Origin of the sequence: Bernardetia sp. ABR2-2B, from assembly GCF_037126435.1 — a bacterium.
GTDB lineage: Bacteria > Bacteroidota > Bacteroidia > Cytophagales > Bernardetiaceae > Bernardetia.
The window spans coordinates 561,767-586,269 of record NZ_CP147020.1 but is presented as its reverse complement, the minus strand read 5'-3'; the positions used below and the strand labels follow the sequence as shown (position 1 = coordinate 586,269).

Below are 24,503 nucleotides of genomic sequence, written 5' to 3'. Positions count from 1 at the left end.
TTAATCATTTTTGGCTTTTTCCAAAAAAATATAAGGACTGATAATGGGGAGTATAAAATTATTAAACGGTGTATATTGTAAGCGTGTCATCAAAATACCACGAACTGTCGAATAAGCTGTACCTACTAAAACACCAAAAAGATTAATATCAGGAAATAGACCTTCTTCATTTTCTACTATTAAATCATGTATATTTTCAACAACATATTGTACTCCAATTTGAAGTTCAATAGTAGCATTTTCCTTATTTTTTCCTAATGTGGAAATAGAAATATTTAAGATAACTCTTACATTTTTATCAGTTTTACCCACCTCAATAGAGGGGGTTAGTTTAGAATCAAACTTATCCACTTTTTGAATATCAAATTCGGAGGGAATAGTTAAATCTTCTTTTAAAACTCCTACACCTGTTATATGAATTAAGTTAAGATTAATAATATGCTTTTTATCTTTAGTATCCATAATATTGTAATTTTCTTGTTTGTTCCAAATTTACTTGTTCCAAAGTTCTTTCTCCAAAAGATATAGTTTTGGTAGCTTCTTTCCTCTCTTGGTTTGAAAATGTAGTATTAGGTTGGTTTGGTACAATAGATTTTATTACTACTACTTCCTCCTTCTCTTTTGGCACTTCTAAAATAGTTTCGCCTAATTCGGCTTCTAATTTGGCAATAGAACGCAACGTAAAATTATGCTCTCCATTGAGCCATTTATGAATTTCAGAAGGACGTTTACCCATTTGGTCGGCAAGTCCTTTTGGTGTCATACCTTTTTGTTTGAGAAGAGTATGTACTCTTGCAACGATGTTACCATACAGACGCACGTAAATTTCTACGTCTGGAGTAGCTTCATCTAGTATTTCTTGGAATAATTTATTTCTCATAATAGTTTGGATTTTGGAACAGATAGATAAAAATAAAAACTAATAAATTAGAATTTCATCTGTACTACCATTGTAGTTTTGTATTATTCTGCCTTTGATGATAATCTCTCCGTCTTCTTTGGCTTTCAAGATACGTTCAGCAAAGACATTGGCATCGTGAAAAACCATACTTGTATCTCCGTCTTGTGCTGACTGGCTTGTTTTTCTTTCTCCATTAAAAAGAATAACTAATTCGTCGGACAAGCGAAGGCAATACAAACGTAAAGGAAAACGATTGCCAAAATTGATAGTTTGCTTTTCTATTCTGAATTTTTTGGAGGGAGGAAGTCCATCGGCTGTGTTTTCAAAACGAAAGTAGGCTTCTATCGCTCCCTTTTCATCGCCGATTACGATTTCAATGAATTTGGCTAAGTTTAGTAATGAAGGCTTTAAATCAGCATCTTGACGAAACTTAGAAAAAAACTTCTCGGTTTCGCTCACTTCTATATCGTCCCAACGAACTGTATAAAAAGTACACTTTTTGCCTTCATCGTCAAAAATTTCTAACGCAAATGTATTCATATAACTCTATATTATCAAATCTCGTTTCACTTTTAAGTGAAACAAACTAATTATTTTTAATTTTTTAATTTTTACACAAATAAATTCTGCAATAAATACTTTTTGAATTGCTCAGAGAATTGAATTTGTTTCTCTACCAATTCTACTTTTTTATCTAAAGCAGTTAAAAAACCTGCTATTTTTTTCTGTTCTTGGAGTGATGGAAGATTTATTTTTAATTGTTTAAGTTGTCCTGCTGTAATTAAAGGTTGCCCAGAACCAAAAACTAATTTATTTAAATTTAATTTATCAAGAGAATAGGCAATAAATTTTAATATACTTCTCTCATTTAATTTTAAAATTAAAGTATTATCTGTTACACTAAACTCATCATTAATTACAAATAAAGTCCCTGCATTTGCTCCAACTCTTGCTATTAAAATATATTCTCCTTTGTGGGTTGCATCAATACATTTTCCGATTATTCCCATTGAACCATAAACATTTATACTCCCTTCATTTTGTGGCTTTGTTTTTCCAGAAGAAAGACTTTCAGTTATTTCCCTTAACTTCTTAGTTTCCCACTTAGGAAAATTCTTCCCATTCTCATCTTTAAAGCGTAGTTCTTGACTGAATAGCTTTTGCATCATTGCCTTTTTATACTGCTGACAGAGTTCTTTCTTTTTGGTAAGTAACTCAATACGTTTATCTGTGGTAGTTAGAAAATTGGCTATTTTTTGTTGTTCAGATAAAGAGGGGAGGTTTATTTTCAAACTATTTATAGTTGTTTTTGATAAACTTGGAACGCCAGATGCTTCATTATGTGCATACCAATTTATTCTCTGAAAAAGAGCATATACAAACTTAGGGTATGACAAATTGAAATCATAAGTATAAAACAAAGTATCAACTGTCCAAAAACTACCATTGAAATAGACAGGTTTATCTATTGTGCCTTTACGACCAATAAATACCGTTTCTCCTGTATAAAGAGCAGTATCAACCTTATCCATTAACCCTCCAGTACCAAATACAGGAATATTGCCTTTTTTTAGATGTTTAAAATCTTTACCAGAACCTATTTGTAAAATTTGACCTATTTTCTTTGTTTCCCATTTTCCTTCAAATTGAGGAAAACGCAAAGTAGGAATGTTCTTTTTTACTTTTTCCATTAGTTAAAAGGGTTTTCGATTCCTAATTCTTTACAAAAACTATCAATAGTAGTATCAGTGCTAGAAAGCTCTGTTTCTACTTCTTTTAATTCTTTCAATACAGCATCTACATCAATTTTTTCCTCTTCCTCAAATGTATCTACATAGCGAGGAATATTGAGGTTATAATCATTTTCAGCTATCTCTTCTAATGAAGCAACATAAGCGTATTTATCTATGTTTTTACGTTCTGTATAAGCATTCAAAATGCGCTCAATATCACTTGGTAATAGCTTATTTTGATTCTTTTCCTTTGCAAAATGATTACTAGCATCAATAAAAAGGACATTATCACTATTTACTCGGCACTTACTCAATACCAAAATACAAGTAGGAATACTTGTACCATAGAAAATATTAGCAGGTAAGCCAATGACAGCATCTAAGTAATTCATTTCTTTGATAATGTACTCACGAATGCGACCTTCGGCAGCTCCTCTAAACAAAACACCGTGAGGAAGTACACACGCCATTGTTCCGTTATCAGCCAAATGATAAATCATGTGTTGTACAAAAGCAAAATCGGCTTTACTTGATGGAGCTAATGAGCCGTACTGACTAAAACGGTCATCATTACTAAATAAAGGGTTTTTCTTACCAGTCCATTTAGCCGAAAAAGGAGGGTTAGCGACAATCGCCTCAAACTGTAAATCTGTGTGTTTTGGGTCTTCTAATGTATCAGCTTGTTGGATATTGAATTGTGTATAATGCACATCGTGCAAAATCATATTCATACGAGCAAGGTTGTAGGTAGTACGGTTGAGTTCTTGACCATAAAATTCGCCTACTTTTTCCACTTGCCTACGCACACGTAAAAGCAAAGAACCAGAACCACAAGTAGGGTCATAAACGGTTTTGAGTTTCTTTTTTCCAATCGTAACCAAACGAGCCAAAATAGTAGAAACTTCTTGAGGAGTATAAAATTCTCCTGCTTTTTTTCCTGCTCCAGATGCAAACTGTCCAATAAGATATTCATAGGCATCTCCCAAAACATCAGCTTCAAGATTTTCTAATTGAAAATCAATCTTATCCAAATGCGCTAATATTTTTACAATTAAGATATTTCTATCTTTTGGACTTCTACCTAATTTAGTGCTATGAAGGTCTAAATCTTCGAAAAGATTATCAAATTCTTCTTCACTTTCTTGTCCCATTGTACTACTCTGTACATTGAGAAGAATAGTTGATAAGTCGTTTATAACAAAGTTTTCTTGTTGTTCTTCCTCAGAAACATCATCATTGCGTTTTCGAAGACCTTTTTCCACCACAGAAGAAAAAAGTTCATTTGGTTTTAGAAAAAAACCGAGCGTACCAATAGATTCATCTTTTATAACATCTAACGAACCTTGGTCTTTTATTTTTCTATAATCTTTTTGCTCTTCGTATTGGAGAAGATTATTAGCAAAAATATATTGTTTTTCTGAAAGGTATTTGTAGAAAATAAAGCCTAAAATATAATCTCTATATTCGTCTGCGTCCATTTTTCCACGCAATTCATCGGCAATATCCCATAGTTTGCGTTCAAGCAAACGTCTTTGTTCTTCTGACATGTTGAGTATTTGTAAACCTACAAGACTAATTTTTAAAAATCAAATATAGTAAACAAATACTCAAAAAGATAAATAATTGATTTATAAAAAACTGTATAGGATATATTAATTACTATTTAATGAATCTTGAACAGTTGTCTTTATTTTTTTACTCTGTATAGGTAGTGTAATAGTTGATGCTCTGTATTGTGATTGTACATTATGTAGTAATTTCATTCTTTCAGTAATGACAATTATATCAACACGATAAGCTCCTTTGTGGCTAATTTCTTGATATGCTGAAAATTGGGTACTTTCATTACTTGCTATTCTATACTTTGGAGTAGAATCAACTTTAGCAAATGTTGTATAACCTTCCTCTATTTTAGTAGAATCTTTCATGGGAATAGTAACTCTTGATAATCCATGAAAGAGTAATGTATCAACAAATTTATTAGACTGAGCATCATATATAAAACCTTTGATGTCGTGTAGATATACTGATGCAATATCTCCTTTCTTTAGTTTGACTTCTACTGCCAAATGGTCGTCATCTTGGTTAATTTCTAACCTTTGTGCTTTTACTTCTAAATCCATGTTTGTAATATCAACATTTCCAACAAGTTGATATAAAAAGTATATCCCAGCACATATAAAAGCTATAATCTCAATACAGTCCTTTACAAATGATACTCTAACGTGTTGATGTTCTTGTGTAGCTTTGTCCGAGTTAAGAAAAAATTGGACTTTCATTGCTATAACTATAACCATTAAAGCAACTGGAGCATAAACGATATAGCGAAAGTCTCCACGAAAAAATTCACTATAAATTACGCTGAGGATAGTTATAAAAATACATAGTAACAAAGCTATATTACTATATGTTAAGTATTTTTTTAGTCTAGCAAAATATTTTTTTTCTGCAATTTTTTTCATTAGAAATATAGTTTAATAAGTATTATCAAAATTAATCATTTTTACATTAGCTTCTTTCTTAATTTCAAAAATTTTAGTTCTAGGAAGAAAATCCTCAATAGTTCCCAATTCATAAACTCCAGTAGGAGGATTTTCTAGGATAAGACCATCATCTATTACGTCATAGTAACCACCATTGATAAATAGAACAGAATCTTCTATATTATCATTTTTCAAGAAATAATCTATTTGATAAGGAGTATTTGAGTTCGCATAATAGTCTATTTGACAAGGTTTAGGTTCTTCTTCTGAAGAAGTATTGTTTTTCTCTACCAATAAATAGGATAAAACAGCCATTGAGAAAGCTAAAATTAGGATAAGTAGGTCTTTCATAGTTTTTTTTATAGATAAGAAACAGATAAAAATAGATAGGGAACAGACAAGAAACAGATAAAAATAGATAAGGAACAGACAAGAAACAGATAAAATACAATTAAAATAAATAGAAAACTAAAAAAGTCTTCAATATTTTTAATACTGAAGACTTTTTTAGGGAGTTTTATTTAGGATTTGCTAAGTGATTAATCATTTTAATTTTGAATTGTAGCATACTTTCAAGCATTTTAGAGTTACAAATACTAAAATCTTTTTTAGCTGCTTCATATTCCTCATTTGGCATTTCTACGCCATTATTTGCGATGTAGCACTCTTCTACTGCATCAAGAGCTATTTTTATTTCCTGTTCTGAAGCAAACTCTTCTTTTGGGTCTTCGTGAGCTTCACTCGTTTCACTTGTTTCTGGGAAATATGTAGGTAAGGATTTTTGAACTGTATGCTTCCAAATAACTTGACTTTCGTGTCTATCTACGATTATAGCCGTTTTCAGAGTAGTTCCATACTTGACTTTATACTGAATAGGATTTTTGATTATCTTATCTACAAAGTCTTTAAAATAAGCTAAAACCTTTTCTGGAATGTGGTCATAAAAATTGGCATATAAAGCTCGTTTTTTATCCACAAATCCACCTTCATTATTTAGCTCCTGTTCATTGAAATACAAAACGAGTTTATACCTACAAGGAACTTTATTTTTATTGTTTGGAACTCGTGATTGTGTTGTTTGATTCATAATTTTGTTGTATATTTGCCTTGAAGCTCTGCTGGAGAGCAACTTCAACCTCAAAGCTAATTTTGTAATTTTTTTACAGTTTTAGTTGGGCAATCTTACTAACACGCTTAGTAAGATTTTTTTTGCCTATTTTTTACAAAAACTCGGTACTTTTTACTTTTTTTTTCAAAGTCCCGTATCTTCTCACTTTTTCCGTGCATTTGGCTTTTTTCTTTTTCTGTTTTTGTCTGTCCACCTATTAGCTTTAGGGAGCAAACTCTTTTTCTGTAATTTTTTTTATACAGATGTATTTTTCCTAGTGTATTTTTTTTTCTGTGTTTGACACATCCCCACGAAAAGGAAAAATTTACCGACTTTACATGTATTTTTAAGTATTTATATATACAGAGAAATATTACATAAAAACACTATAATAGTGGTAATTTTTTCCGTATTATTCGTTTTTGACACTTTTTTTAGGGTGTTCTTTTTAGGGTCGCTTTTGAGCAACTTTTTAAAATTTTAGAAAAAATGATATTGATTCTTATGCGTTAAAAACGTGTTGTACGGACACGTTCTTACCAAAGAAGTTTTCTATCAAAGTAGTATATATTTTTGATTCTGGAGTGTTTTTTATGCCTTCAAAGGCTTGTTTAGAACACTCAATGACTAATGAATTTGTACCGTGTGTAAATGACTGCAAAGAGAACTTTCTTATGTTCTGTTTTTGCTCTTCTGGTATTCCTTCAATGCTGCAAAAGTCTTCTTTCAGACGGTAGAATTTTTGCATTTGGGGCAGCTTCGTTTTGGCTTCTGCAATCGTGTATCCTGCATACGTAATGAGGTGTTTTGGATTGAGAAAAATAGAGAAGTTAAACCATTTACGATAAGGGTCTTCTCCTTTTTTTGGCTTAAACATAAACCCTGCTTTAATCAATTTTTTAATATGATTACGCATTGTTTTCTCGGATTTGACACCACGTTGAGTAGCTAGAGATTGATTGTTGGTAACCAAACAGGCATATTGCTTTCCATTCGTCCATGTGATGAGTTTGGTGTCTTTACTCTTATCTTTGTAAAGCCGAACAAATGTGTCATAAATAAAGAATAAAGTAGCTTGTTCGTTGGAATTAATGGCTTCTCCTACTTCTTTTCCGTCATTGTAGTCATCTAAATCTGATAACAGACTACGGTGCATTTTTTCGTAAGCAATATGATTCGGTTTTGCTTTTACTGGTGGTGCTTGTGCTTGATTCATTTAATTTGAGTTTTTAGTTGGGGTTTGTTTGAATTTATCTTTGTTCATTGTTATTGACTTTATATTCAGAAATAGATACTCTCTTTACCATTGCAATACCATCTTTTACTTCCCTTTGATAGATAATTTCGTTTTTGTGGGTTATAGTAATACCTATATGCTCAATAGTTTCTTTAGGTATGGCTTTTTCTACATAGAAACCAACATCAAATCGGTTAATTTTGGATAACTCTTGAAGCTGCTCAAAACTTAGTCTTTTCTCGTTTCCTTCCATTTGTTTGTGTTTATAGTTTCAATTTCGTGTTTCAATCCTCTAATAGTGTCAGATACTACAAAATTATCTGGGTAATTGTCAGCAGAACAATATAGAATACCTAAATTTCCTTTTTCGTCTAAGAAAACACTAACATTTCGTTTGCACCCTCTATGCTTGTTATACTGCTCTGTTGCTGCATCAAGTTTATGAAGGTCTATAAACTCTTTAAGAACAGGAGCAAGTAGTTGTTTCAATTGGTCTTCGATACTCATTATTTGTACTCAATTAAAGTATTTGCAAATTCTATTTTTTCATTGGCACTCATTTTTGAATACAATGCTATCCACCCTTTGACGTCGATGTAGTGTTTTTTTCCAATGGTACGGCTGTTATTGAGAGCATAAATACAGAAGTCTTTGACTACTGCTTGTTCTATCGGAAAAAATTCGTAGGGAAACTTAGCCTTAACATTTTCTCTAAGAAGTCTTGCAATAGCTTCTTGATGCTCTTTATCTTTTTCTCCTTTAGTTGCAGATTGAAGAGTAAAATCTAGTCTGTCATTGTCGCTTTCTTCGTGTTGTTTTTTTGGCTCTGACAATTCTATTCCTAAATAGTTTAGCATTTTTACTATATTCTTATCATCTAAATTCAAAAATAGACTACCAAATGCTTTTTTTCTACCTTTCCATTGGGAAATAAAATATTCATCATTGAGTATTTTATTTGCTTCTGTATAGGATAGACTTTGTAAGTGTTTTATCTTTGGGAGTATATTATCTAAAATACGTATAACAGTTGCACTATTTGGTTTGTAACTTTCTGCTGTTTGTGAAGTCATTTGTTTGAAATTTATAAGTGATTAATACTCGTTTTAAAAACACCCTATCCCAAAAGAATAGGGGTTTTGACTTATTACAATCATTGTGTTTTTCTAAGGCATACGAACTACTGTATAACTTTTTTCCATTCTTATGTTTAAATCTGCAAATGCAGGTTGGTCTAAGAAATCCCTAGTGGTAGTCTTTGGCAAAGGAGCTTTAAAATCCTTAATTACTTTTTCATCTTGATTACGAATTACTGTATAAAGAAAACTTTTCTTGTTAGTATTTGATAACCATAATTCGGTAATTGTTTGTGCAAATTTTTCTGCTACAACTTTATCCGTTTTTGATTCGTTCGGATTTGTATTTGTTTCTGGAGTTTGAGTTTGATTTTCCATAATTTTAAACTGATTTTTAGTTGGGAATTGATTAAAAATACTGTGTAACGGTTAGCGAACGTTTATGTAACGTTTGTGTAACGGATAATTTTAACCGTTACATAGCCGTTACAAAGTGCCTTTGTAGCCGTTCTAGCCGTTGTTATCCGTTACTAGCCGTTACAATTATCCGTTACACTTTTTTTTACTGAACGTTTTTTTTCTATTTATATACTTGTCCTTTTATTCCTCCTCCTCCACTTCTATAATGTAGAGTTCTACAATTGCTAGAGCAGAAAACGGCATCAGAACGCTTATTATTTAGGCTAGTACCACATTTTCTGCAAGTGTGATTTTGATGACTTGCTTGAGGATTACGATTTGAATTTTGATTACCAAAACCAATCGGATTTTTATGTTGGTGTTGAGCTTGAAAACCTCCTAAACTTTGCTGTTGATATTGAGCATTTGGAAAGATGGTAACTGGAGGTATGATATTAAAAGCAACACCTTCATCAAGTGCAAAACGATAATATGAATATTCATAGAAGTAACCATAAATACAAAGTATTTCTAACACTAAAATTATGATTCCTGCTATTGCAGCATTCTTTGTTCCGTCTTGTTCATTTACTGATAGGGACGTTTTCTTATTTGATTTGATTTCTGATAAAGCTGTTGTTTGCATTTCTAAGAGTTTATTTTTTTCTGCTTGTGCTTCCTTCAAATCTTTACGAGCTGTTACAGCTTGCCAATTTTTCTTATTCGTTTTTAGAGTTTCATTTGCACTCTCAATAAGCAAATCATAACTACTTATTTGTTTAGAAAAACCACTTTTGATACTATCAGCTTCTTGATTAGATGTAGCTGTAATTTCTGTACTTTTATCTTGCAGAGTAGCTGAAATATGCGCTCCACCTGTTGCCGAAATTACAATACTGGCAAGTGTACAAGTTAGCAGACCAATCCACGCCATTAAACTTGTTCCGTCGCCTATTGCTTTTGCTTGGGCAATAGATTGAGCAGATTCGGCTTTCATTTTTTCTAGTGCATAGAATATTCCGATGGCAAATAATCCTATCAAAATAGCCATTGCTATCATTTCTACACTCTCAAAGTTTGGTGCAAATTGCTTACCTACCAAATAAGCTGTTATCAATCCCAGAAGGAAAGAAACGATGTGATAGAACCCTTTCAAAGACTTCACTATCTTGAATGAACCACGCCTTTTTTGCGCTTGTGTGGTCGGTGTGAGCTTTTGAGCAGCTTGTTCGTAATAGCCTTTTGCTTTGGTTTCGTTGAGGGCCTGCTGAAATGGGTCGCCACTATGATTTTCTGATGGCTTCCGTCCCAAATTACCAAACGCTTGCAGTATTTTGTCTGTTGTTTTCATAATTCCTATTGTTCTATGTTTTCAAAATGTTGTGCAAGAGTATCATAAACTCTGACCTCTTCTGGCTCTCCGTCCTCTCCCAAACCGTGCTGTTTGAAATAATCGAAAGTAGCCATTTCGTTTTGTAGATTTCTATTGAACACGTAATCCTTGAATAAAGCATGTATCTGTCCTTTTTCTAAGGAAAGTTGCATAAAGCTGTTTTTTTGTCTCCTCAATTGTATTGACTTTTTTATCAAAAAAAATAGACAAACAACGAGTAAAAAAATAAGTAAATAGGTCATAGTTTTTGTAAAGTTTTGATTGATTTTAATCTAGTCTGTTTTGCTTTAGAAAAGACATGAATTCCTGTCTTCTTACTTTCTTATCATATTCTTCATCTACGGCTCTGTGTAGAGTTTCTATATGTTCAGCATTGTCATTGTTGATTCTCATAAGAGATTGATTCTCACGTTTCAACCTGCTGTTTTTTTCGTGCAATTCATTTATCTTAATTTCTTCTCCTCTGATAAGAATTTTAAGAAGCATAAATACCATAGGAGCAGCTATTGCGATGGATAGTATAAATCTGATTAATTCGTTTTCCATAAAATTAGCTTTTTTGTTCTTTCAAAAACTCCTTATAATTCTGAACTGATACTACATTCATAATCGGTTTATCTGTGGACGTATAACCGTTTTGAATGGCTTTTACGACTACTTTTATACCGTTGAGTTCCATATTCTGTAAGCGTTCTAAATCAAATAGTATTGATTCATTTTGCTTATAGAATAATTGAATACTACTGCGCTCTTCTCCTTCTTTGACAAACATAGATTGATATTTGCCTTCTACATATTCTTTTACGTACTTTAGATAGCCTGTAAGTTGTACAACTTCTTTTGGCTCTTCTACTTCTGGTTTCGCCTCTTCCTGTTGGAGAGCTTGGCTCATAAGCATCTTTTCTAAGATTTTATCCGTTGATTCGCCTAAACGAACTAACTGCTGATAATGATAGTCTATTTTTTTGTACTGATAGGCTACTCGTTCGTGTCTTGTATAACCTCTTGGCATCGTTTTATTGGTTTTGAGTTGAACATTTCTATCTGAATACCTTTGAGAGCATCTTTTGCAAGTCCACAAGCATCTATTAATGTTTGTACTTCTACTTCTGATAGCTTCAAATAAGGCTCTGGCTCTTCTGCTTTTCTTGCTTTACTACATTCAATTTTATGACTTACAAGAGCCTTCAATGCACGGTTCATCATAACTGCTTTAGCATTACGTTCCTGCATTTTCATCTGGTAGGGTAATCTCTGTTTAGCCATATTGGTAGTTATTTAGATGAGCAAAATAAGTAACACGCTTTAATAATTCTTTGCGAAGTATTTTTGTAACAGCTTCTGCTATTTGTAGTTTTACCTCATCACTTCTTTGTATGAAGTCTAGCTCACGGAGCAGATTCAAACTTGGCTCGTTTCCGTTTTTCTGAATAAGAGTTTCATCAAAAAGAGTGAGATTGAGATTACAATCTTGTATTCTCTCTGCACTTATTTTGCAATTTTTAAACTCTGTATTTAGTTGAGCATAGAATTTTACAAGTCTTCTTGGCTGTGTGGGTTTATTAATAAAAAGCATAATTTTTTGAGTATTTAGTTGGGTTTTGATTTATTTTACCAGTAATGATGTTCCCACCAGTCCTGTATTTTTCTTGGCATAAAGTCTATGATAACGGCATCTATAAGCATAGCAACACCACATAAACAAGTAAGAAAAGCTAAAACGAAAAGTATTATTTGTACTATTAGATTCATTTTTTATTTAGTGATTTGATAAATTATTAGGAAGAATAAAGTAGCTTCCCAACTACTTTATTCCGTTATTTTACCCAAATAACAATATCAAAAATTGATATTTGATGCCTATGAGAGATTCGAACTCCCGACCTTTACTACTTTTCTAGCTAAGTAATAACGCTCTACCTTAATTGCACTGAGCTAATAGGCATTGTCCAACTAAGTGTTTGTTCCCTACACTTAGATTTATCGTTGCACAAACACTACTCTTCTAATTCTTTCTCAAGCTGTAAACCAATAGTAGCGTATAATCCCATCTGCAAAGGCTTTAGTGCTTTTATATTTCCAACTCCAATATGAGCTACTAAAGCAGCGTGTTTTCCTTTTTTAAGATGTTTGTTATCAATCGCTGCAACATGACCCACTAAGCTGATATTTTCTTTATTGCAATAATCAGTTATCATTGTTTTGATATTATTCATGTGGTCTTCATTGCGCTGTATTTCTTTTTTGATTTTATTTCCCTTTCCCATAATTCAAGTATTTTAGTTGGGTTATGAATGATTAAAATTTTCTCTTGCACTAGGTAGGAGACTCGAACTCCTGCTACTGACTTCGTTATCAGCGTACTGACCACTATACTAACCTAGCTGGCGATTTTACTTTATAATATTTCCTTTTTAGAGGACAAGGAAAATCCTCATATTACAATGTTCAATCGCTTTTCTTGAAAGAAAATAGAAACAGTATTTCTACCTTCTTAAAGCACACAAATACTTTCTTTTTAGTTTAAAAATTTGTTCTTGCACATACAAACACTATTTTGATGCTTCATACTTTTTTTTCACAAACTCTAATTCTGTTCTTAAATTAGACACTTCATATTCTAGCTTGTGAGCTTTATGACGATAAGCATTGCGTTGTTTAGCCGTTTCTTCTACCTCTATTTCTACTAATGCTACCTTTTCCATAGCATAATCTTTGAGGTCTGCTTGATATTTCAGTTCCCTGTTTTGTTCTACCAATTTTGCGTTTTCTAAAACAAGTTTATTGTACATTTCTTTGAAATCTGACGTTTGAGGCTTAAAGTCTGACATAATTTTGAGTATTTAGTTGGGTTTTGGAATGATTAAAATTTGTCTTTCTGATTGAATAGAATTACTAAGAGTTTTTGACTTTTAGCTTTTTAGCAGGTATCTGACTTCTAAGATTTTCATAGTAGTCATACTTTTCTGTATCTCCCTCGTTTAAGGCTTTTTTCATTTGCTTAGAATAACTGTCGTATTCACATTGTAACTCATACATTTGAGCTTTCTGCTCCTGTGTTAAGTTGTGGTATTTTTTGGTGGACATATTTATCAGATAGTTTTTTGCTTCGCATAAATTCAAAAAAATCTTTACGGTGTTCGATTGCTAATTGCATTGCCCACTCAAAAAAATAAGTCTGACTAGCTACATGTTCCTCTAATAAGGCGTGTGTAAAATCATCTTTTAAGTCTGCATTTACTTTCGCATTAATCGTCGCTATTTTAGTTTTTTGAGATTGTTCCATTGATTAGTAAACTTTTTTCATTACTTATGCGTAACTTTGTGTAAATATCATTATCTATAATGCAAATATACTCTAAAAGTTGTAAACAAAAAACTTTTTAGAGTAAAATATTAAACTTTTTTACTCAAAAAACTCTAAATACTTATGAATCAAGGAATTAGATTTAAAAACGCAAGGGAATTTTTAGGCTTATCCCAAACAGAAGCATCAATAAAAATAGGTATTAGTCAAAATTCTGTAAGTAAAATGGAATTAGGAAAGACTGCCAAACCCAATGTAAAGTATTTGATGTTTCTAAAAAGCGAGGGGATTAATACTGAATGGTTAATTAGTGGAAATGGAGAAATGCTAAACAAAAATACAACTTTTGAAGAAAAAGAGAGTAGCAAATGGAAAGACAGAGCTTTAAAAGCAGAAGCAGAAATATCTAATCTAAAAGATACAGTTTCGGAGTTACGTAAAAAAATAAATACTTTGTATGAGCATCTAATAACCAAAGACCTAAAAATAGAAGGTCTTGAGCTGGGAAAGGGTAAGGCAAGTAGTAAAAAAGCGACACTACCTACAAATGAAGAGTTAAACTTATTTAGTTTGAATTTTGGAGAGTAGTTTCCTACTTGCCTAAAAGGTATTTGTATCTTGGTAACATTATAGGTTACTGTATTACAAAAACGCCTTTGTCGTTATTTATAAGCCATTTTTGTTATCCTGAAGGAATCACAATGTTAAAGGCATATACATCCGTATATGCCTTTTTTTTGCTTTAAAGCGTGTTTTTTGCTAAATTTAAACTAAGATAAAGGTGTAAAAATTACTATATACCCTTAGATTGTGTACCCTAAAGTGTTACTATTTATAACTGTGTGTTCTTTTAATTATCATTCTTATATTTCTGCATAGGTCAGTCTCATAGAGCAGACTGTTTAATAATGCATTTTGCCTGTTTTTAGTTTTATAAAGATAGGCTGCCCTTTAGGACTGCATTTATCTCAAAATGTCCAATAGTATGGTACATCAGATATACTCAAAAAAATCACTAATAAAATTTAGGCTAAAATTGCCTTCACAGATTAAATTCTTATCTTTGAAGTAGAAGGATTGAATTTTCACTTTTTACTAATTCTTTTAAATAAGAAATTTGAAATTCAATCAAAAAAATACTAGAAATCACACAAGTAAATAAAACACAAAAGCAAACCACATAAAATAATATATTCTTATGGCTGAAATCCTTATTATGCCACGCCTTACTGATACCATGGAAGAAGGCGTTGTAGCAAGTATACTCGTAAAAGAAGGTGACACAATAAAATCAGGCGACCTTTTAGCTGAAATTGAAACTGATAAAGCAACCATGGAATGGGAAAGTTTCGTTGATGGCGAAGTCTTATATATTGGCGTTAGTGAAGGAGAGGGAGTTCCTGTAAATGACCCAGTTTTGATTTTGGGCAAAAAGGGAGAAGATATTTCAGACTTAAAAGCAAAATTTGGGACAGCAAATAGTGAATCTTCTCAAGAAGGAGGTAAGGAAAAGTCAGACGAAAAAGAAATGCAAAAAGAGCCTAAAAAAGAAGTAGAACAGCCAAAGCAAGAAAAATCTTCTGCTAAAAAAATTGATACTTCCTCTATCAATGCTGTTGTTCTTCGTATGAGAAAAATGACTGATACTATGGAAGAGGGGGTTTTGGCATCTTGGCTCGTAAAAGTAGGCGACAAACTCAAATCTGGAGATGTCATTGCCGAAGTAGAAACAGACAAGGCTACAATGGATTTTGATATTTATGATGATGGCGAAGTTTTATATTTAGCAGCTGAAGAAGGCGATAGTGTTCCTATTGATGCACCCATCGCAGTTATTGGTGAAAAAGGAGCAGATTATCAAGCTCTTTTAGATGCTGAAAATTCAGATACTGATAGTAGTTCTAATTCTGATAGTGAGGAAGAAGAGCAAACAAAAACTAAACAAGAAACAAAATCAGTTTCTAGTTCCGATTCTGATAGTTCTAGTTCTTCTAATGAAAGCTCAGAAGGACGTATTTTTATATCTCCTTTAGCCAAAAAAATGGCAGAAGAAAATGGATATGATATCAATCAAATAGAAGGAAGTGGTGAGAATGGAAGAATTACTAAAAAAGATATAGAGAACTTTACTCCTCAAAAAGCTACTAAAGCAGAAACAAAACAAGTTTCTGATAATCAATCTGATGTCCAATCTGCTCAAAAATCAGCACCAGCTTTTGCACAAGAGGGAACACAAGACGAGAAGGTTTCGCAGATGCGTAAGGCAATTGCAAAGAGCCTTTCTGCTAGTAAATTTACAGCTCCTCACTTTTATCTAACGATTGCTGTAAATATGGATAAAGCCATCGAAACACGTAAAATGTTAAATGGTCTTTCTGATACAAAAATTTCATTTAATGATATTGTAATCAAATCAACAGCTTTGGCTCTCAAAAAACACCCAGCTATAAATGCTTCTTGGCAAGGCGATGTTATTCGTTATCATGACAATGTCCATATGGGTGTTGCTGTGGCAGTAGATGAAGGTTTATTAGTTCCTGTGGTTCGCTTTGCAGAGATGAAAACACTTTCTCAAATCAATACTGAAGTAAAAGATTACGCAGGAAAGGCAAAAGATAAAAAATTACAGCCTTCAGATTGGGAAGGAAGTACATTTACGATTTCTAATCTGGGAATGTTCGGAATTGAAGAGTTTACAGCAATTATCAATGCGCCAAATGCTTGTATTTTAGCTGTCGGTGCAATTACCCAACAGCCTATCGTGAAAGAAGGCGAAATTGTAGTTGGAAATATTATGAAAATGACTTTGTCATGCGACCATAGAGTTGTTGATGGAGCTGTTGGTGCAGCATTTTTACAGACTTTGAAAGAGTTTATGGAAAATCCTTTGAAAATGTTAGTTTAAAAATATACTTGTGTTTGATATAACTACAAAGATTATTTTTTTTATATAAAGCAACTCAAAACATATTTTACTCATCTAACTTCTAAATTAGTAATTTCTATTACTTTTTTAATTGTTGGAACAAAAAAAGCAACCTCTTTTAGAAGTTGCTTTTTTTATGAGTGGTAGGTTAGTTGTAAAGGTCTAATATACGAATTATGACATAAGTTTTGCAAAGAAGTAAGGTGTAATAATTTTACCACTTTTATTACAGCCCTGCACCTTCTTTTATTTCATCTACAACAGAAGGATCGACCAAAGTAGAAGTATCTCCAAGATTAGAAACGTCTCCTTCAGCTACTTTCCTCAAAATTCTACGCATAATCTTTCCAGAACGAGTTTTTGGAAGTCCAGAAACGACTTGTATTTTTTCTGGTTTTGCAATCGCTCCAATATGTTGAGAAACAGTTTTCAAAATTTCTGCTTTCAAGTCTTCTGCTGATTTATCAGAATTTTCATCGCAAATAACAAAAGCATAAATTCCCTGCCCCTTTATTTCATGGGGATAGCCTACTACTGCTGATTCTATTACGTCTTCGTGCTGATTGATGGCATCTTCTACTTCTGCCGTTCCCATTCTATGACCAGAAACGTTGATTACATCATCTACACGCCCTAAAATTCTGTACATTCCATCGTGGTCTCTTTTACAACCGTCGCCAGTAAAATAATAACCTTTATAGGTAGAAAAATAAGTGTTTTTGCAACGCTCGTGGTCTCCATAAGTTGTGCGTAAAATAGAAGGCCAAGGGTATTTGATACATAAATTTCCTTCTACATTATTTCCTTTTAGTTCATTGCCTTCTGCATCTAACAAAACAGGCTGAATACCAGGAAGTGGAAGTGTTGCACAAGTTGGTTTGTTTGGAGTAACTCCTGCCAAATTTGAAATCATAATTCCACCTGTTTCAGTCTGCCACCATGTATCTACAATCGGACAGTTCCCCTTTCCAATATGTTGATGATACCAATCCCATGCTTCTTCATTTATCGGTTCGCCTACTGTTCCCAAAACTCTTAATGAAGATAAATTATGCTTATTCACATGTTCTAATCCTTTTGCTTGTAGCGCACGAATCGCCGTCGGAGCAGTATAAAAAATGGAAACCTTATATTTATCTACAATTTCCCAAAAACGCCCAGCATCAGGAAATGTTGGAACACCCTCAAACATCATTGTCGTAGAACCAGCTAAAAGAGGTGCATAGACAATGTATGAATGTCCAGTAATCCAACCAATATCAGCAGTACACCAATACACATCATTATCCTGAAGCTGAAAAACGTTTTCAAAACTGTATTTTGTGTAAACCATATACCCCCCAGCGTGATGAACAACACCTTTTGGTTTTCCTGTCGAACCCGAAGTATAAAGAATAAATAAAGGGTCTTCGGCATCAATAATTGTAGCAGGACAAAATGGGTCGGCTTTTTCTAGTTCTTCATTCCACCAAATATCTCTGCCCTCTTTCATCGTAATTTCTGACTCTGTTCTCTTCAAAACGATTTGTTTTTCGATAGAAGGACAATTTTCAAGAGCTTCATCTACTACATTTTTAACATCAAAAGTTTTTGTGCCTCTGAAATTCCCATCCGAACTCAAAACTACTTTTGCTTGTGCATCATTAATTCTATCTGCCAAAGCTGAAGAAGAAAAACCTGCAAAAACGACCGAATGAACTGCGCCAATTCTAGCACAAGCCAATACTCCAATCGCAAGTTCTGGAATCATTGGCATATACAAAACCACTCTATCACCTTTCTCAACGCCATTATTTTTTAAGACATTGGCAAACTGACATACTTTTTCATGTAGTTGCTTGTATGTAAATTCTATTTCGTCATCATCTGGACTGTTGGGCTCCCATATTAAGGCTACTTTATCACCTTTTGTGAGTAAATGTCTGTCCAAACAGTTTTCAGTAATATTGAATTTTGCTCCTTCAAACCATTTTACAGAATAGTCTTCAAAACTATAATCTAAAACGTTGTCCCAGCCTTTATGCCAAGAAAATGTACGTGCTACTTCTTCCCAAAATCTTTCAGGGTTTTCTACGCTCTTTCGGTAGGCTGTTGTATAATCTTCTAAAGTTCTGATTCTCATGATTGTGTGTATTTTTTTGAGGTGTGTAATTATATTAGAAAAAGTAAAATTTCACTAATTCTACCTTTTCATACCTCAATCTAAAAAAATAAAAACGGTTTCCCTAAAAAAATATAGTATTTTAGCAAAGTATAGTTTTTGTTAATTTTTATAAAAATTACTCTGCTAAATTGATATAGTTATACAAAATTGATATAGCTATCTAAAGTAAATTTTAGATAGCTATTTTTTTTGATTAAATTATGGAATAATAAAACCTAACACACAACAATTCTTATTAATTTTTATCAAAAATGAATACTTTTAAAGTTCCAGATTGTCCACGTTGCCAAAGCAATCAGATTATAAAAAGTGGCACAATACGAAAAAAACAACGTTTTTTATGTAAATCTTGTAATTATTACTTCACTGTTCAGAAAGACGGAAAACGCATTGACAACTATTATGTAGTCAAGGCTTTGCAGCTTTACTTGGAGGGGTTATCGTACAGAGAAATTGAGCGAATTATCGGAGTAAGTCATGTATCGGTAATGAACTGGGTAAAAGAATATAAAATTTCTCGTCCCAAAATGAGAGAATATCGGCCTACTTATAAAGTATTAAAACACAATGAGTTATTAGAGTTTTTAGACGAAAAAAATGCCTTAGAGGATTCTAGTATTTTGATAACGCCTTTGGGAGATAAGTTTATGATAATCAAGTGGGAAAGACTATGATGAAATTGTGAATTATTAATGGTGATTTGTGAATGAACACGAATGAAATTATGAATTAATTAGTAATTTGTATTCATTCATCATTCACAACTCATCACTCACAATTTTATTCATTATGCAATCTAATCCTGTTAAAGAAAAAAGTTTCAATTTAGCTGTCAGAATAGTCAAATTATATAAGTTTTTAGAAAAAGAGAAGAAAGAATATACTTTATCAAAGCAATTATTGAGAAGTGGAACAAGTATAGGAGCAATGGTAAGAGAAGCTGTACATGCTGAAAGTAAAAAGGATTTTATACATAAAATGTCAATCGCTCAAAAGGAAAATAACGAAACTCTTTACTGGTTAGAATTACTGAAAGAAACGGATTATTTAACAGAACAACAATTTGATAATATCTACAAAGATGCAGACGAAGTAATGAGTATTATCACAAGTATTATAAAGACGACAAAAATAAATTTAAACAAATAATGAATTTCAAGCGAAATACTAGTTTGTATTCGTTCACAATTCACAACTAATCATTTGTAATTCAAGTAATGGTTTTCCATTCATAATTAATAACTCACAATTCACAATTCAAAAATAACTATATTAAATTAACAGAAAACAACCCACCATTTGACAATTAGGTCGGCTTGTGTGTATCATTGAGGAAATAAACACAAAATAAAATTTCACATAAACACAAACCTGCCATACAATGAAGTTATTAAATTTAAAATTACTTGCGTTTTATTTGGTTTTGATTTGTTTTAGCCAAAAATTATTCGCTCAAGAAAAAACAGAAGAAAAAGAAAAGGTTGATCATTCTTACAAACCTCTTACTCTGAAACTAGATGAGAGTGGAAATAAATATATTCGTTTTCTGACGTGGCATCAGTTTTGGGTTCGCTCTACTCAAAATAATCCTAATAGTGTAGATATTGCTGGACAACCTTCAGATAATACATTTGATATTGGTCTTCGTCGTTCTCGTGTCTTGATGTTTGCACAAGTTTCGCCTCGTTTTTTGATTCTGACTCATTTTGGTATCAATAATCAAACTTTTAGAAATGGAGGGATTACAGGAGCAAACGGCAAAAAACCTCAACTTTTTATGCACGATGCTTGGACAGAATATAAAATTGCTGATGAACTTTACTTAGGTGCAGGACTTCATTATTGGAATGGAATTTCAAGAATGACGAACGCTAGTACACTTAATTTTTTGGCAGTAGATGCGCCTATTTTCAACTGGGCAACGATTGAACTTACAGACCAATTTGCTCGTCAGATGGGAATGTACGCAAAAGGAAAAATCGGAAAGTTTGATTATCGTATTGCACTCAATAAGCCTTTTGCAGCAGATGGATTAGCCGAAGAACTTCCAGATGATGGCATAGCAAGAAATGTTTTGAATGAAAATACAGCCATACAAGGATATTTTAATTATCAGTTTTTTGATAAAGAATCGAATAAACTACCGTATTTTGTAGGAACATATATGGGTGCAAAGAAAATTTTTAATCTTGGTGCAGGTTTTCATTATCATGCAGATGCAACAGGTACGAAACAGGTAGGGCAGTCAGAAGCAGAACTGAATGATATTTCACTTTTTGCAGTAGATGCTTTCTTAGATATGCCTTTGGGAAGTGGAGGAATAACGGCTTACTCAGCTTTTTATAGCTATGATTTTGGCGATAATTATTTGCGTAATGTAGGAATTATGAATATTTCTGGCAACGGAGGAAATACACAACCTACCATCGGAACAGGTTCAATTTTTTATACACAAGCTGGTTATGCGTTCAAAAAATTCCAAAACGGAACACAGTTTCAGCCTTTTGCAGCCGTAACTTATAAAGATTTTGAAGCCTTAAACGACCCTTCTACTCAATTTGATTTTGGCGCAAATTATTTCATCAACGGACATCATGCCAAAATTACACTTCAATATTCTCAACGTCCTGTTTATGCAGCAGGAAATTTAGATACTTCAAGAGGAGAAATTATTCTTCAAACACATATTTGGTTGTAAACACAAATTGTGAATTATTAATGGTTAATTATGAATGAATACAAATTATATGTCATACTTCGTATTTTCATTCCTATATTGATAATTCACAACTCATTCATCATTTATAATTCATCACTCACAATTTAATAAAATTATGAAAGACAACACACAGAAAAAACTAATGGACAAATACTGGAAGAAAAACCTTTCTTATCTCGGTATTTTGCTGACTATTTGGTTCATTGTTTCGTATGGCGCAGGAATTCTTTTTGTTGATGAACTCAATACCATCAGAATGGGAGGCTTCAAACTAGGTTTTTGGTTTGCCCAACAAGGCTCAATTTACATTTTTGTCATCTTGATTTTTGTCTATGTTTGGCTTATGAACAAGCTAGATAAGGAATTTGATGTAGATGAAAAATAACAAACTATCTCTTAACCGTCGTTGAGGCGTTGCCGTCAACGAGGTTTTAATTACAATCCTCAACGACGGCGAAGTCTCGTTGATGGTTAAAAAATAAATACACACACCACAAAAAAACTTTATTTATTATGAGCATTCAAGTTTGGACATATATACTTGTAGGCATCACTTTCGCTCTCTATATTGGTATTGCGATTTGGTCAAGAGCAGGTTCGACAAAAGAATTTTATGTAGCTGGAGGAGGCGTTTCGCCACTCGCTAACGGAATGGCAACGGCAGCCGATTGGATGTCGGCAGCTTCGTTTATCTCTATGGCAGGGATTATTTCATTTAGTGGATATGATGGTTCGGTTTATCTAATGGGCTGGACAGGAGGGTATGTACTTTTGGCTTTGGTACTTGCACCTTACTTACGAAAATTTGGAAAATTTACTGTTCCTGATTTTGTAGGTGATAGATATTATTCAGATACGGCTCGTTTGGTAGCTGTTGTTTGTGCGCTTTTTGTTTCGTTTACGTATGTGGCTGGTCAGATGCGTGGCGTGGGCGTTGTGTTTGCTCGTTTCTTGGAGGTTTCTGTCGAATGGGGCGTAGTTATCGGAATGTGTATCGTATTTTTCTATGCCGTTTTGGGTGGAATGAAAGGAATTACTTATACACAAGTAGCACAATATTGTGTTTTGATGTTTGCTTTCTTAGTACCTGTAATTTTCATTTCTATACAAGTAACAGGAAATCCAATTCCACAATTAGGTTTTGGAGGAACAGTAGTTGGAAGTGATGTTTATTTGTTGGATAAATTAGATGGTCTCAATCAAGAATTAGGGTTTACACCTTATACGGACGGCACAAAAAGTACAATAGATGTCTTCTTTATTACGGCTGCGCTAATGGTCGGAACGGCAGGACTTCCACACGTAATTGTTCGTTTCTTTACTGTTCCTCGTGTAAAAGATGCTCGTATTTCGGGTGGTTATGCGCTTATTTTTATTGCTCTGCTTTATACTACTGCGCCTGCTCTTGCTGCTTTTGCTCGTACAAATCTTATCGAAACAGTTAGTAATAAAGAATATTCTGCAATGCCAGAATGGGTAAGCAACTGGGAGAAGACAGGTCTTTTAGGTTGGGTAGATAAAAATGACGATGGAAAAATACAGTATGTAGCAGGAAAAGCCGTAACAGGTAAGCCTGAATTTGTAGAAGGACAAAAAGGAAAACACGGAGAATTAGTAATAGCAAACCCTGACCCTTCTTCAAAAAATGAACTCTACATAGATAGAGATATTATGGTACTTGCCAATCCTGAAATTGCAAATCTTCCTAACTGGGTAGTGGCACTTATTGGAGCAGGTGGACTAGCAGCAGCACTTTCTACGGCTGCAGGGCTTTTACTTGTAATTTCTGCATCAGTTTCTCACGATTTACTCAAAAAAGTAGTAATGCCAAATATCTCTGAAAAAGGTGAACTTGTTGCTGCACGTATCGCAGCAGCCGTAGCTGTTACGATAGCAGGACTTTTTGGAATTTATCCTCCTGGTTTTGTAGCAGAAGTAGTCGCCTTTGCCTTCGGATTAGCAGCAGCTTCATTCTTTCCAGTTATTGTAATGGGAATTTTCTATAAACGAATGAATAAAGAAGGAGCGATTGCAGGAATGGTAGTAGGTCTTGCCTTCACAATTGGTTACATCGTTTATTTCAAATTTGTTTCTCCAGAAATGAATACTCCAGAAAACTGGCTTTTCGGAATCTCTCCAGAAGGAATCGGAACATTAGGAATGGTCTTGAATGTAATTGTATCGGTAGTCATAAGTAGCTTCACGCCTGCACCTCCACAAGAAGTACAAGATATTGTAGAGGATATTCGTTTGCCTCGTGGTGCTGGGGAAGCCGTAGACCATTAAGGAAAAACGATAAATTGTAAATGGTAAGTGATAAATGACTTTTCGTTTATCATTTACCATTTATCACTAATCATTTGTTTTATGAATCGCCTGTTAATAAGAGATTTATTGATTTTGACTACACTAATGTTGGTGCTTTTCAATTATCCGATATTGGGAATATTCAACAAGGTAAAATGGGTAGGGAAAGTACCGACAGCTTTCTTTTATCTATTTGGTGTGTGGTTTGTTTCAGTCACTCTTTTGATAGTTATTATTTATCACTGGAAACGCTGAAACGATTTCAATGTCGGAAACTAATGAAGAACTATCTTTTTGAGGTGGTTCTTCTTTTTTTATATCAAACTCTTTACTTCCTTCACAATATCCTTTGTAGAAAAAGGCTTTGTAATATACGAGTCTGCCATTGTCAGACCTTTTTCAATATCTGCTGGTTGTGTTTTGGCTGACAGGAAAATTACTTTTGTATCTCTTAATTCATCATTATTTCTTATAAACTGACAAACCTCGTAACCGTCCATTTCAGGCATCATAATATCTAAAATTACGGCTTGTGGTTTCTTATTTTTGATGATTTCTATGGCTTCTTTTCCATCTCGTGCAATAAAAACTTCATAGCCATTTTTTCGCATCAAAAAATCTAAAGACAGTAAAATATTTGGCTCATCGTCGGCAATCAAAATACGTTTCATTTTTTAGGGAAATTTGGTAAATACAATTATCTTAAAGGGAATTTTTATAAATTGAATTTCTCAAAGATACTTATAAGTT

33 protein-coding genes and 2 tRNA genes are annotated in these 24,503 nt (G+C 33.1%); 8 read left to right on the top strand and 27 right to left on the bottom strand.

Annotated elements, in window-relative coordinates:
- The 25 genes from WAF17_RS02410 to WAF17_RS02290 all read right to left on the bottom strand — a co-directional run bounded on the left by WAF17_RS02410 (position 1) and on the right by WAF17_RS02290 (position 13,616).
- Positions 1-462 carry a hypothetical protein gene (locus WAF17_RS02410; protein ID WP_338765791.1) on the bottom strand — a complete coding sequence of 154 codons (462 nt, stop codon included), beginning with the start codon at positions 460-462 and terminating at the stop codon, positions 1-3.
- Entirely contained in the window at positions 452-880 is a 429-nt protein-coding gene (locus tag WAF17_RS02405) for a helix-turn-helix transcriptional regulator (RefSeq protein ID WP_338765788.1), read from the bottom strand. Before WAF17_RS02405 ends, WAF17_RS02410 begins: the two co-directional genes overlap by 11 nt.
- Before the next feature lie 39 nt (positions 881-919).
- On the bottom strand, positions 920-1,441 hold the full coding sequence (locus WAF17_RS02400; protein ID WP_338765786.1) for a hypothetical protein: 522 nt from the start codon (positions 1,439-1,441) through the stop codon (positions 920-922).
- Between the two features lie 71 nt (positions 1,442-1,512).
- Positions 1,513-2,592: a restriction endonuclease subunit S gene (locus tag WAF17_RS02395; protein ID WP_338765783.1), complete on the bottom strand. Its 1,080-nt coding sequence runs from the start codon at positions 2,590-2,592 to the stop codon at positions 1,513-1,515.
- On the bottom strand, positions 2,592-4,181 hold the full coding sequence (locus WAF17_RS02390) for a type I restriction-modification system subunit M (RefSeq protein WP_338765781.1): 1,590 nt from the start codon (positions 4,179-4,181) through the stop codon (positions 2,592-2,594). The genes WAF17_RS02395 and WAF17_RS02390 overlap by 1 nt, the downstream gene beginning before the upstream one ends.
- Positions 4,182-4,286: 105 nt before the next feature.
- Positions 4,287-4,913: a hypothetical protein gene (locus tag WAF17_RS02385; protein ID WP_338765778.1), complete on the bottom strand. Its 627-nt coding sequence runs from the start codon at positions 4,911-4,913 to the stop codon at positions 4,287-4,289.
- Between the two features lie 195 nt (positions 4,914-5,108).
- Positions 5,109-5,468 carry a hypothetical protein gene (locus tag WAF17_RS02380; protein WP_338765775.1) on the bottom strand — a complete coding sequence of 120 codons (360 nt, stop codon included), beginning with the start codon at positions 5,466-5,468 and terminating at the stop codon, positions 5,109-5,111.
- Positions 5,469-5,634: 166 nt separating this feature from the next.
- On the bottom strand, positions 5,635-6,204 hold the full coding sequence (locus WAF17_RS02375) for a hypothetical protein (RefSeq protein ID WP_338765773.1): 570 nt from the start codon (positions 6,202-6,204) through the stop codon (positions 5,635-5,637).
- A 523-nt stretch (positions 6,205-6,727) separates the two neighbouring features.
- Positions 6,728-7,441, bottom strand: a complete 714-nt coding sequence (locus WAF17_RS02370; RefSeq protein WP_338765771.1) for a hypothetical protein — start codon at positions 7,439-7,441, stop codon at positions 6,728-6,730.
- 34 nt (positions 7,442-7,475) lie between these two features.
- Positions 7,476-7,715 carry a hypothetical protein gene (locus WAF17_RS02365; protein WP_338765769.1) on the bottom strand — a complete coding sequence of 80 codons (240 nt, stop codon included), beginning with the start codon at positions 7,713-7,715 and terminating at the stop codon, positions 7,476-7,478.
- Entirely contained in the window at positions 7,691-7,969 is a 279-nt protein-coding gene (locus WAF17_RS02360) for a hypothetical protein (protein WP_338765767.1), read from the bottom strand. The genes WAF17_RS02365 and WAF17_RS02360 overlap by 25 nt, the downstream gene beginning before the upstream one ends.
- Positions 7,969-8,535, bottom strand: a complete 567-nt coding sequence (locus tag WAF17_RS02355; protein ID WP_338765764.1) for a hypothetical protein — start codon at positions 8,533-8,535, stop codon at positions 7,969-7,971. Before WAF17_RS02355 ends, WAF17_RS02360 begins: the two co-directional genes overlap by 1 nt.
- A gap of 93 nt (positions 8,536-8,628) precedes the next feature.
- Entirely contained in the window at positions 8,629-8,916 is a 288-nt protein-coding gene (locus WAF17_RS02350; RefSeq protein WP_338765762.1) for a hypothetical protein, read from the bottom strand.
- 202 nt (positions 8,917-9,118) lie between these two features.
- The gene (locus WAF17_RS02345; protein WP_338765759.1) at positions 9,119-10,288 is read right to left on the bottom strand and encodes a hypothetical protein; all 1,170 of its coding nucleotides are present in this window, start codon (positions 10,286-10,288) and stop codon (positions 9,119-9,121) included.
- A 5-nt stretch (positions 10,289-10,293) separates the two neighbouring features.
- Positions 10,294-10,482: a hypothetical protein gene (locus tag WAF17_RS02340; protein ID WP_338765756.1), complete on the bottom strand. Its 189-nt coding sequence runs from the start codon at positions 10,480-10,482 to the stop codon at positions 10,294-10,296.
- A 115-nt stretch (positions 10,483-10,597) separates the two neighbouring features.
- Positions 10,598-10,876: a hypothetical protein gene (locus tag WAF17_RS02335; RefSeq protein ID WP_338765755.1), complete on the bottom strand. Its 279-nt coding sequence runs from the start codon at positions 10,874-10,876 to the stop codon at positions 10,598-10,600.
- Between the two features lie 4 nt (positions 10,877-10,880).
- Positions 10,881-11,342 carry a hypothetical protein gene (locus WAF17_RS02330; RefSeq protein WP_338765754.1) on the bottom strand — a complete coding sequence of 154 codons (462 nt, stop codon included), beginning with the start codon at positions 11,340-11,342 and terminating at the stop codon, positions 10,881-10,883.
- A complete protein-coding gene (locus WAF17_RS02325; protein WP_338765753.1) occupies positions 11,309-11,596 on the bottom strand; it encodes a hypothetical protein in 288 nt (95 codons plus the stop codon). Before WAF17_RS02325 ends, WAF17_RS02330 begins: the two co-directional genes overlap by 34 nt.
- The gene (locus WAF17_RS02320; RefSeq protein ID WP_338765751.1) at positions 11,589-11,906 is read right to left on the bottom strand and encodes a hypothetical protein; all 318 of its coding nucleotides are present in this window, start codon (positions 11,904-11,906) and stop codon (positions 11,589-11,591) included. The genes WAF17_RS02325 and WAF17_RS02320 overlap by 8 nt, the downstream gene beginning before the upstream one ends.
- 35 nt (positions 11,907-11,941) lie before the next feature.
- Positions 11,942-12,082: a hypothetical protein gene (locus WAF17_RS02315; protein WP_338765749.1), complete on the bottom strand. Its 141-nt coding sequence runs from the start codon at positions 12,080-12,082 to the stop codon at positions 11,942-11,944.
- 104 nt (positions 12,083-12,186) lie between these two features.
- Positions 12,187-12,275 (bottom strand) — tRNA-OTHER (locus WAF17_RS02310).
- A gap of 52 nt (positions 12,276-12,327) precedes the next feature.
- Complete coding sequence (locus tag WAF17_RS02305) at positions 12,328-12,597, bottom strand: hypothetical protein (protein ID WP_338765748.1); 270 nt, start codon at positions 12,595-12,597, stop codon at positions 12,328-12,330.
- Between the two features lie 47 nt (positions 12,598-12,644).
- Positions 12,645-12,715, bottom strand: a tRNA-Arg gene (locus tag WAF17_RS02300).
- A 167-nt stretch (positions 12,716-12,882) separates the two neighbouring features.
- A complete protein-coding gene (locus WAF17_RS02295) occupies positions 12,883-13,161 on the bottom strand; it encodes a hypothetical protein (protein WP_338765746.1) in 279 nt (92 codons plus the stop codon).
- Positions 13,162-13,361: 200 nt separating this feature from the next.
- On the bottom strand, positions 13,362-13,616 hold the full coding sequence (locus WAF17_RS02290) for a hypothetical protein (protein ID WP_338765743.1): 255 nt from the start codon (positions 13,614-13,616) through the stop codon (positions 13,362-13,364).
- A gap of 144 nt (positions 13,617-13,760) precedes the next feature.
- Between WAF17_RS02290 and WAF17_RS02285 the strand changes: the two genes are divergently transcribed.
- Both WAF17_RS02285 and WAF17_RS02280 read left to right on the top strand, forming a co-directional pair.
- Complete coding sequence (locus WAF17_RS02285) at positions 13,761-14,225, top strand: helix-turn-helix transcriptional regulator (protein WP_338765740.1); 465 nt, start codon at positions 13,761-13,763, stop codon at positions 14,223-14,225.
- Positions 14,226-14,835: 610 nt separating this feature from the next.
- Complete coding sequence (locus WAF17_RS02280) at positions 14,836-16,542, top strand: pyruvate dehydrogenase complex dihydrolipoamide acetyltransferase (RefSeq protein ID WP_338765737.1); 1,707 nt, start codon at positions 14,836-14,838, stop codon at positions 16,540-16,542.
- 247 nt (positions 16,543-16,789) lie between these two features.
- Here WAF17_RS02280 and acs read toward each other — a convergent pair whose 3' ends face one another.
- A complete protein-coding gene (gene acs, locus WAF17_RS02275) occupies positions 16,790-18,685 on the bottom strand; it encodes an acetate--CoA ligase (RefSeq protein WP_338765734.1) in 1,896 nt (631 codons plus the stop codon).
- A 293-nt stretch (positions 18,686-18,978) separates the two neighbouring features.
- On the opposite strand from acs, the gene WAF17_RS02270 reads away from it, so the two are divergent.
- The 6 genes from WAF17_RS02270 (at position 18,979) to WAF17_RS02245 (ending at position 24,008) form a co-directional block, all read left to right on the top strand.
- Positions 18,979-19,401: an IS1 family transposase gene (locus WAF17_RS02270; RefSeq protein WP_338765731.1), complete on the top strand. Its 423-nt coding sequence runs from the start codon at positions 18,979-18,981 to the stop codon at positions 19,399-19,401.
- 115 nt (positions 19,402-19,516) lie between these two features.
- The gene (locus WAF17_RS02265) at positions 19,517-19,876 is read left to right on the top strand and encodes a four helix bundle protein (RefSeq protein WP_338765728.1); all 360 of its coding nucleotides are present in this window, start codon (positions 19,517-19,519) and stop codon (positions 19,874-19,876) included.
- 232 nt (positions 19,877-20,108) lie between these two features.
- Positions 20,109-21,425 carry a porin gene (locus WAF17_RS02260; RefSeq protein WP_338765726.1) on the top strand — a complete coding sequence of 439 codons (1,317 nt, stop codon included), beginning with the start codon at positions 20,109-20,111 and terminating at the stop codon, positions 21,423-21,425.
- Between the two features lie 136 nt (positions 21,426-21,561).
- Positions 21,562-21,831, top strand: coding sequence for a DUF4212 domain-containing protein (locus WAF17_RS02255; protein WP_338765724.1), 270 nt, complete (start codon positions 21,562-21,564; stop codon positions 21,829-21,831).
- A gap of 128 nt (positions 21,832-21,959) precedes the next feature.
- The gene (locus tag WAF17_RS02250; protein ID WP_338765722.1) at positions 21,960-23,732 is read left to right on the top strand and encodes a sodium:solute symporter family protein; all 1,773 of its coding nucleotides are present in this window, start codon (positions 21,960-21,962) and stop codon (positions 23,730-23,732) included.
- An 81-nt stretch (positions 23,733-23,813) separates the two neighbouring features.
- On the top strand, positions 23,814-24,008 hold the full coding sequence (locus WAF17_RS02245) for a hypothetical protein (RefSeq protein ID WP_338765720.1): 195 nt from the start codon (positions 23,814-23,816) through the stop codon (positions 24,006-24,008).
- A gap of 59 nt (positions 24,009-24,067) precedes the next feature.
- Here the strand turns inward: WAF17_RS02245 and WAF17_RS02240 are convergent, their stop codons facing one another.
- On the bottom strand, positions 24,068-24,424 hold the full coding sequence (locus WAF17_RS02240; protein ID WP_338765718.1) for a response regulator: 357 nt from the start codon (positions 24,422-24,424) through the stop codon (positions 24,068-24,070).
- Positions 24,425-24,503 lie beyond the last annotated feature (79 nt).

Coding starts and splice junctions, on each gene's coding strand:
- WAF17_RS02410 (WP_338765791.1), bottom strand. CDS start 462: ATGGATACTAAAGATAAAAAGCATATTATTAATCTTAACTTAATTCAT.
- WAF17_RS02405 (WP_338765788.1), bottom strand. CDS start 880: ATGAGAAATAAATTATTCCAAGAAATACTAGATGAAGCTACTCCAGAC.
- WAF17_RS02400 (WP_338765786.1), bottom strand. CDS start 1,441: ATGAATACATTTGCGTTAGAAATTTTTGACGATGAAGGCAAAAAGTGT.
- WAF17_RS02395 (WP_338765783.1), bottom strand. CDS start 2,592: ATGGAAAAAGTAAAAAAGAACATTCCTACTTTGCGTTTTCCTCAATTT.
- WAF17_RS02390 (WP_338765781.1), bottom strand. CDS start 4,181: ATGTCAGAAGAACAAAGACGTTTGCTTGAACGCAAACTATGGGATATT.
- WAF17_RS02385 (WP_338765778.1), bottom strand. CDS start 4,913: ATGAAAGTCCAATTTTTTCTTAACTCGGACAAAGCTACACAAGAACAT.
- WAF17_RS02380 (WP_338765775.1), bottom strand. CDS start 5,468: ATGAAAGACCTACTTATCCTAATTTTAGCTTTCTCAATGGCTGTTTTA.
- WAF17_RS02375 (WP_338765773.1), bottom strand. CDS start 6,204: ATGAATCAAACAACACAATCACGAGTTCCAAACAATAAAAATAAAGTT.
- WAF17_RS02370 (WP_338765771.1), bottom strand. CDS start 7,441: ATGAATCAAGCACAAGCACCACCAGTAAAAGCAAAACCGAATCATATT.
- WAF17_RS02365 (WP_338765769.1), bottom strand. CDS start 7,715: ATGGAAGGAAACGAGAAAAGACTAAGTTTTGAGCAGCTTCAAGAGTTA.
- WAF17_RS02360 (WP_338765767.1), bottom strand. CDS start 7,969: ATGAGTATCGAAGACCAATTGAAACAACTACTTGCTCCTGTTCTTAAA.
- WAF17_RS02355 (WP_338765764.1), bottom strand. CDS start 8,535: ATGACTTCACAAACAGCAGAAAGTTACAAACCAAATAGTGCAACTGTT.
- WAF17_RS02350 (WP_338765762.1), bottom strand. CDS start 8,916: ATGGAAAATCAAACTCAAACTCCAGAAACAAATACAAATCCGAACGAA.
- WAF17_RS02345 (WP_338765759.1), bottom strand. CDS start 10,288: ATGAAAACAACAGACAAAATACTGCAAGCGTTTGGTAATTTGGGACGG.
- WAF17_RS02340 (WP_338765756.1), bottom strand. CDS start 10,482: ATGCAACTTTCCTTAGAAAAAGGACAGATACATGCTTTATTCAAGGAT.
- WAF17_RS02335 (WP_338765755.1), bottom strand. CDS start 10,876: ATGGAAAACGAATTAATCAGATTTATACTATCCATCGCAATAGCTGCT.
- WAF17_RS02330 (WP_338765754.1), bottom strand. CDS start 11,342: ATGCCAAGAGGTTATACAAGACACGAACGAGTAGCCTATCAGTACAAA.
- WAF17_RS02325 (WP_338765753.1), bottom strand. CDS start 11,596: ATGGCTAAACAGAGATTACCCTACCAGATGAAAATGCAGGAACGTAAT.
- WAF17_RS02320 (WP_338765751.1), bottom strand. CDS start 11,906: ATGCTTTTTATTAATAAACCCACACAGCCAAGAAGACTTGTAAAATTC.
- WAF17_RS02315 (WP_338765749.1), bottom strand. CDS start 12,082: ATGAATCTAATAGTACAAATAATACTTTTCGTTTTAGCTTTTCTTACT.
- WAF17_RS02305 (WP_338765748.1), bottom strand. CDS start 12,597: ATGGGAAAGGGAAATAAAATCAAAAAAGAAATACAGCGCAATGAAGAC.
- WAF17_RS02295 (WP_338765746.1), bottom strand. CDS start 13,161: ATGTCAGACTTTAAGCCTCAAACGTCAGATTTCAAAGAAATGTACAAT.
- WAF17_RS02290 (WP_338765743.1), bottom strand. CDS start 13,616: ATGGAACAATCTCAAAAAACTAAAATAGCGACGATTAATGCGAAAGTA.
- WAF17_RS02285 (WP_338765740.1), top strand. CDS start 13,761: ATGAATCAAGGAATTAGATTTAAAAACGCAAGGGAATTTTTAGGCTTA.
- WAF17_RS02280 (WP_338765737.1), top strand. CDS start 14,836: ATGGCTGAAATCCTTATTATGCCACGCCTTACTGATACCATGGAAGAA.
- acs (WP_338765734.1), bottom strand. CDS start 18,685: ATGAGAATCAGAACTTTAGAAGATTATACAACAGCCTACCGAAAGAGC.
- WAF17_RS02270 (WP_338765731.1), top strand. CDS start 18,979: ATGAATACTTTTAAAGTTCCAGATTGTCCACGTTGCCAAAGCAATCAG.
- WAF17_RS02265 (WP_338765728.1), top strand. CDS start 19,517: ATGCAATCTAATCCTGTTAAAGAAAAAAGTTTCAATTTAGCTGTCAGA.
- WAF17_RS02260 (WP_338765726.1), top strand. CDS start 20,109: ATGAAGTTATTAAATTTAAAATTACTTGCGTTTTATTTGGTTTTGATT.
- WAF17_RS02255 (WP_338765724.1), top strand. CDS start 21,562: ATGAAAGACAACACACAGAAAAAACTAATGGACAAATACTGGAAGAAA.
- WAF17_RS02250 (WP_338765722.1), top strand. CDS start 21,960: ATGAGCATTCAAGTTTGGACATATATACTTGTAGGCATCACTTTCGCT.
- WAF17_RS02245 (WP_338765720.1), top strand. CDS start 23,814: ATGAATCGCCTGTTAATAAGAGATTTATTGATTTTGACTACACTAATG.
- WAF17_RS02240 (WP_338765718.1), bottom strand. CDS start 24,424: ATGAAACGTATTTTGATTGCCGACGATGAGCCAAATATTTTACTGTCT.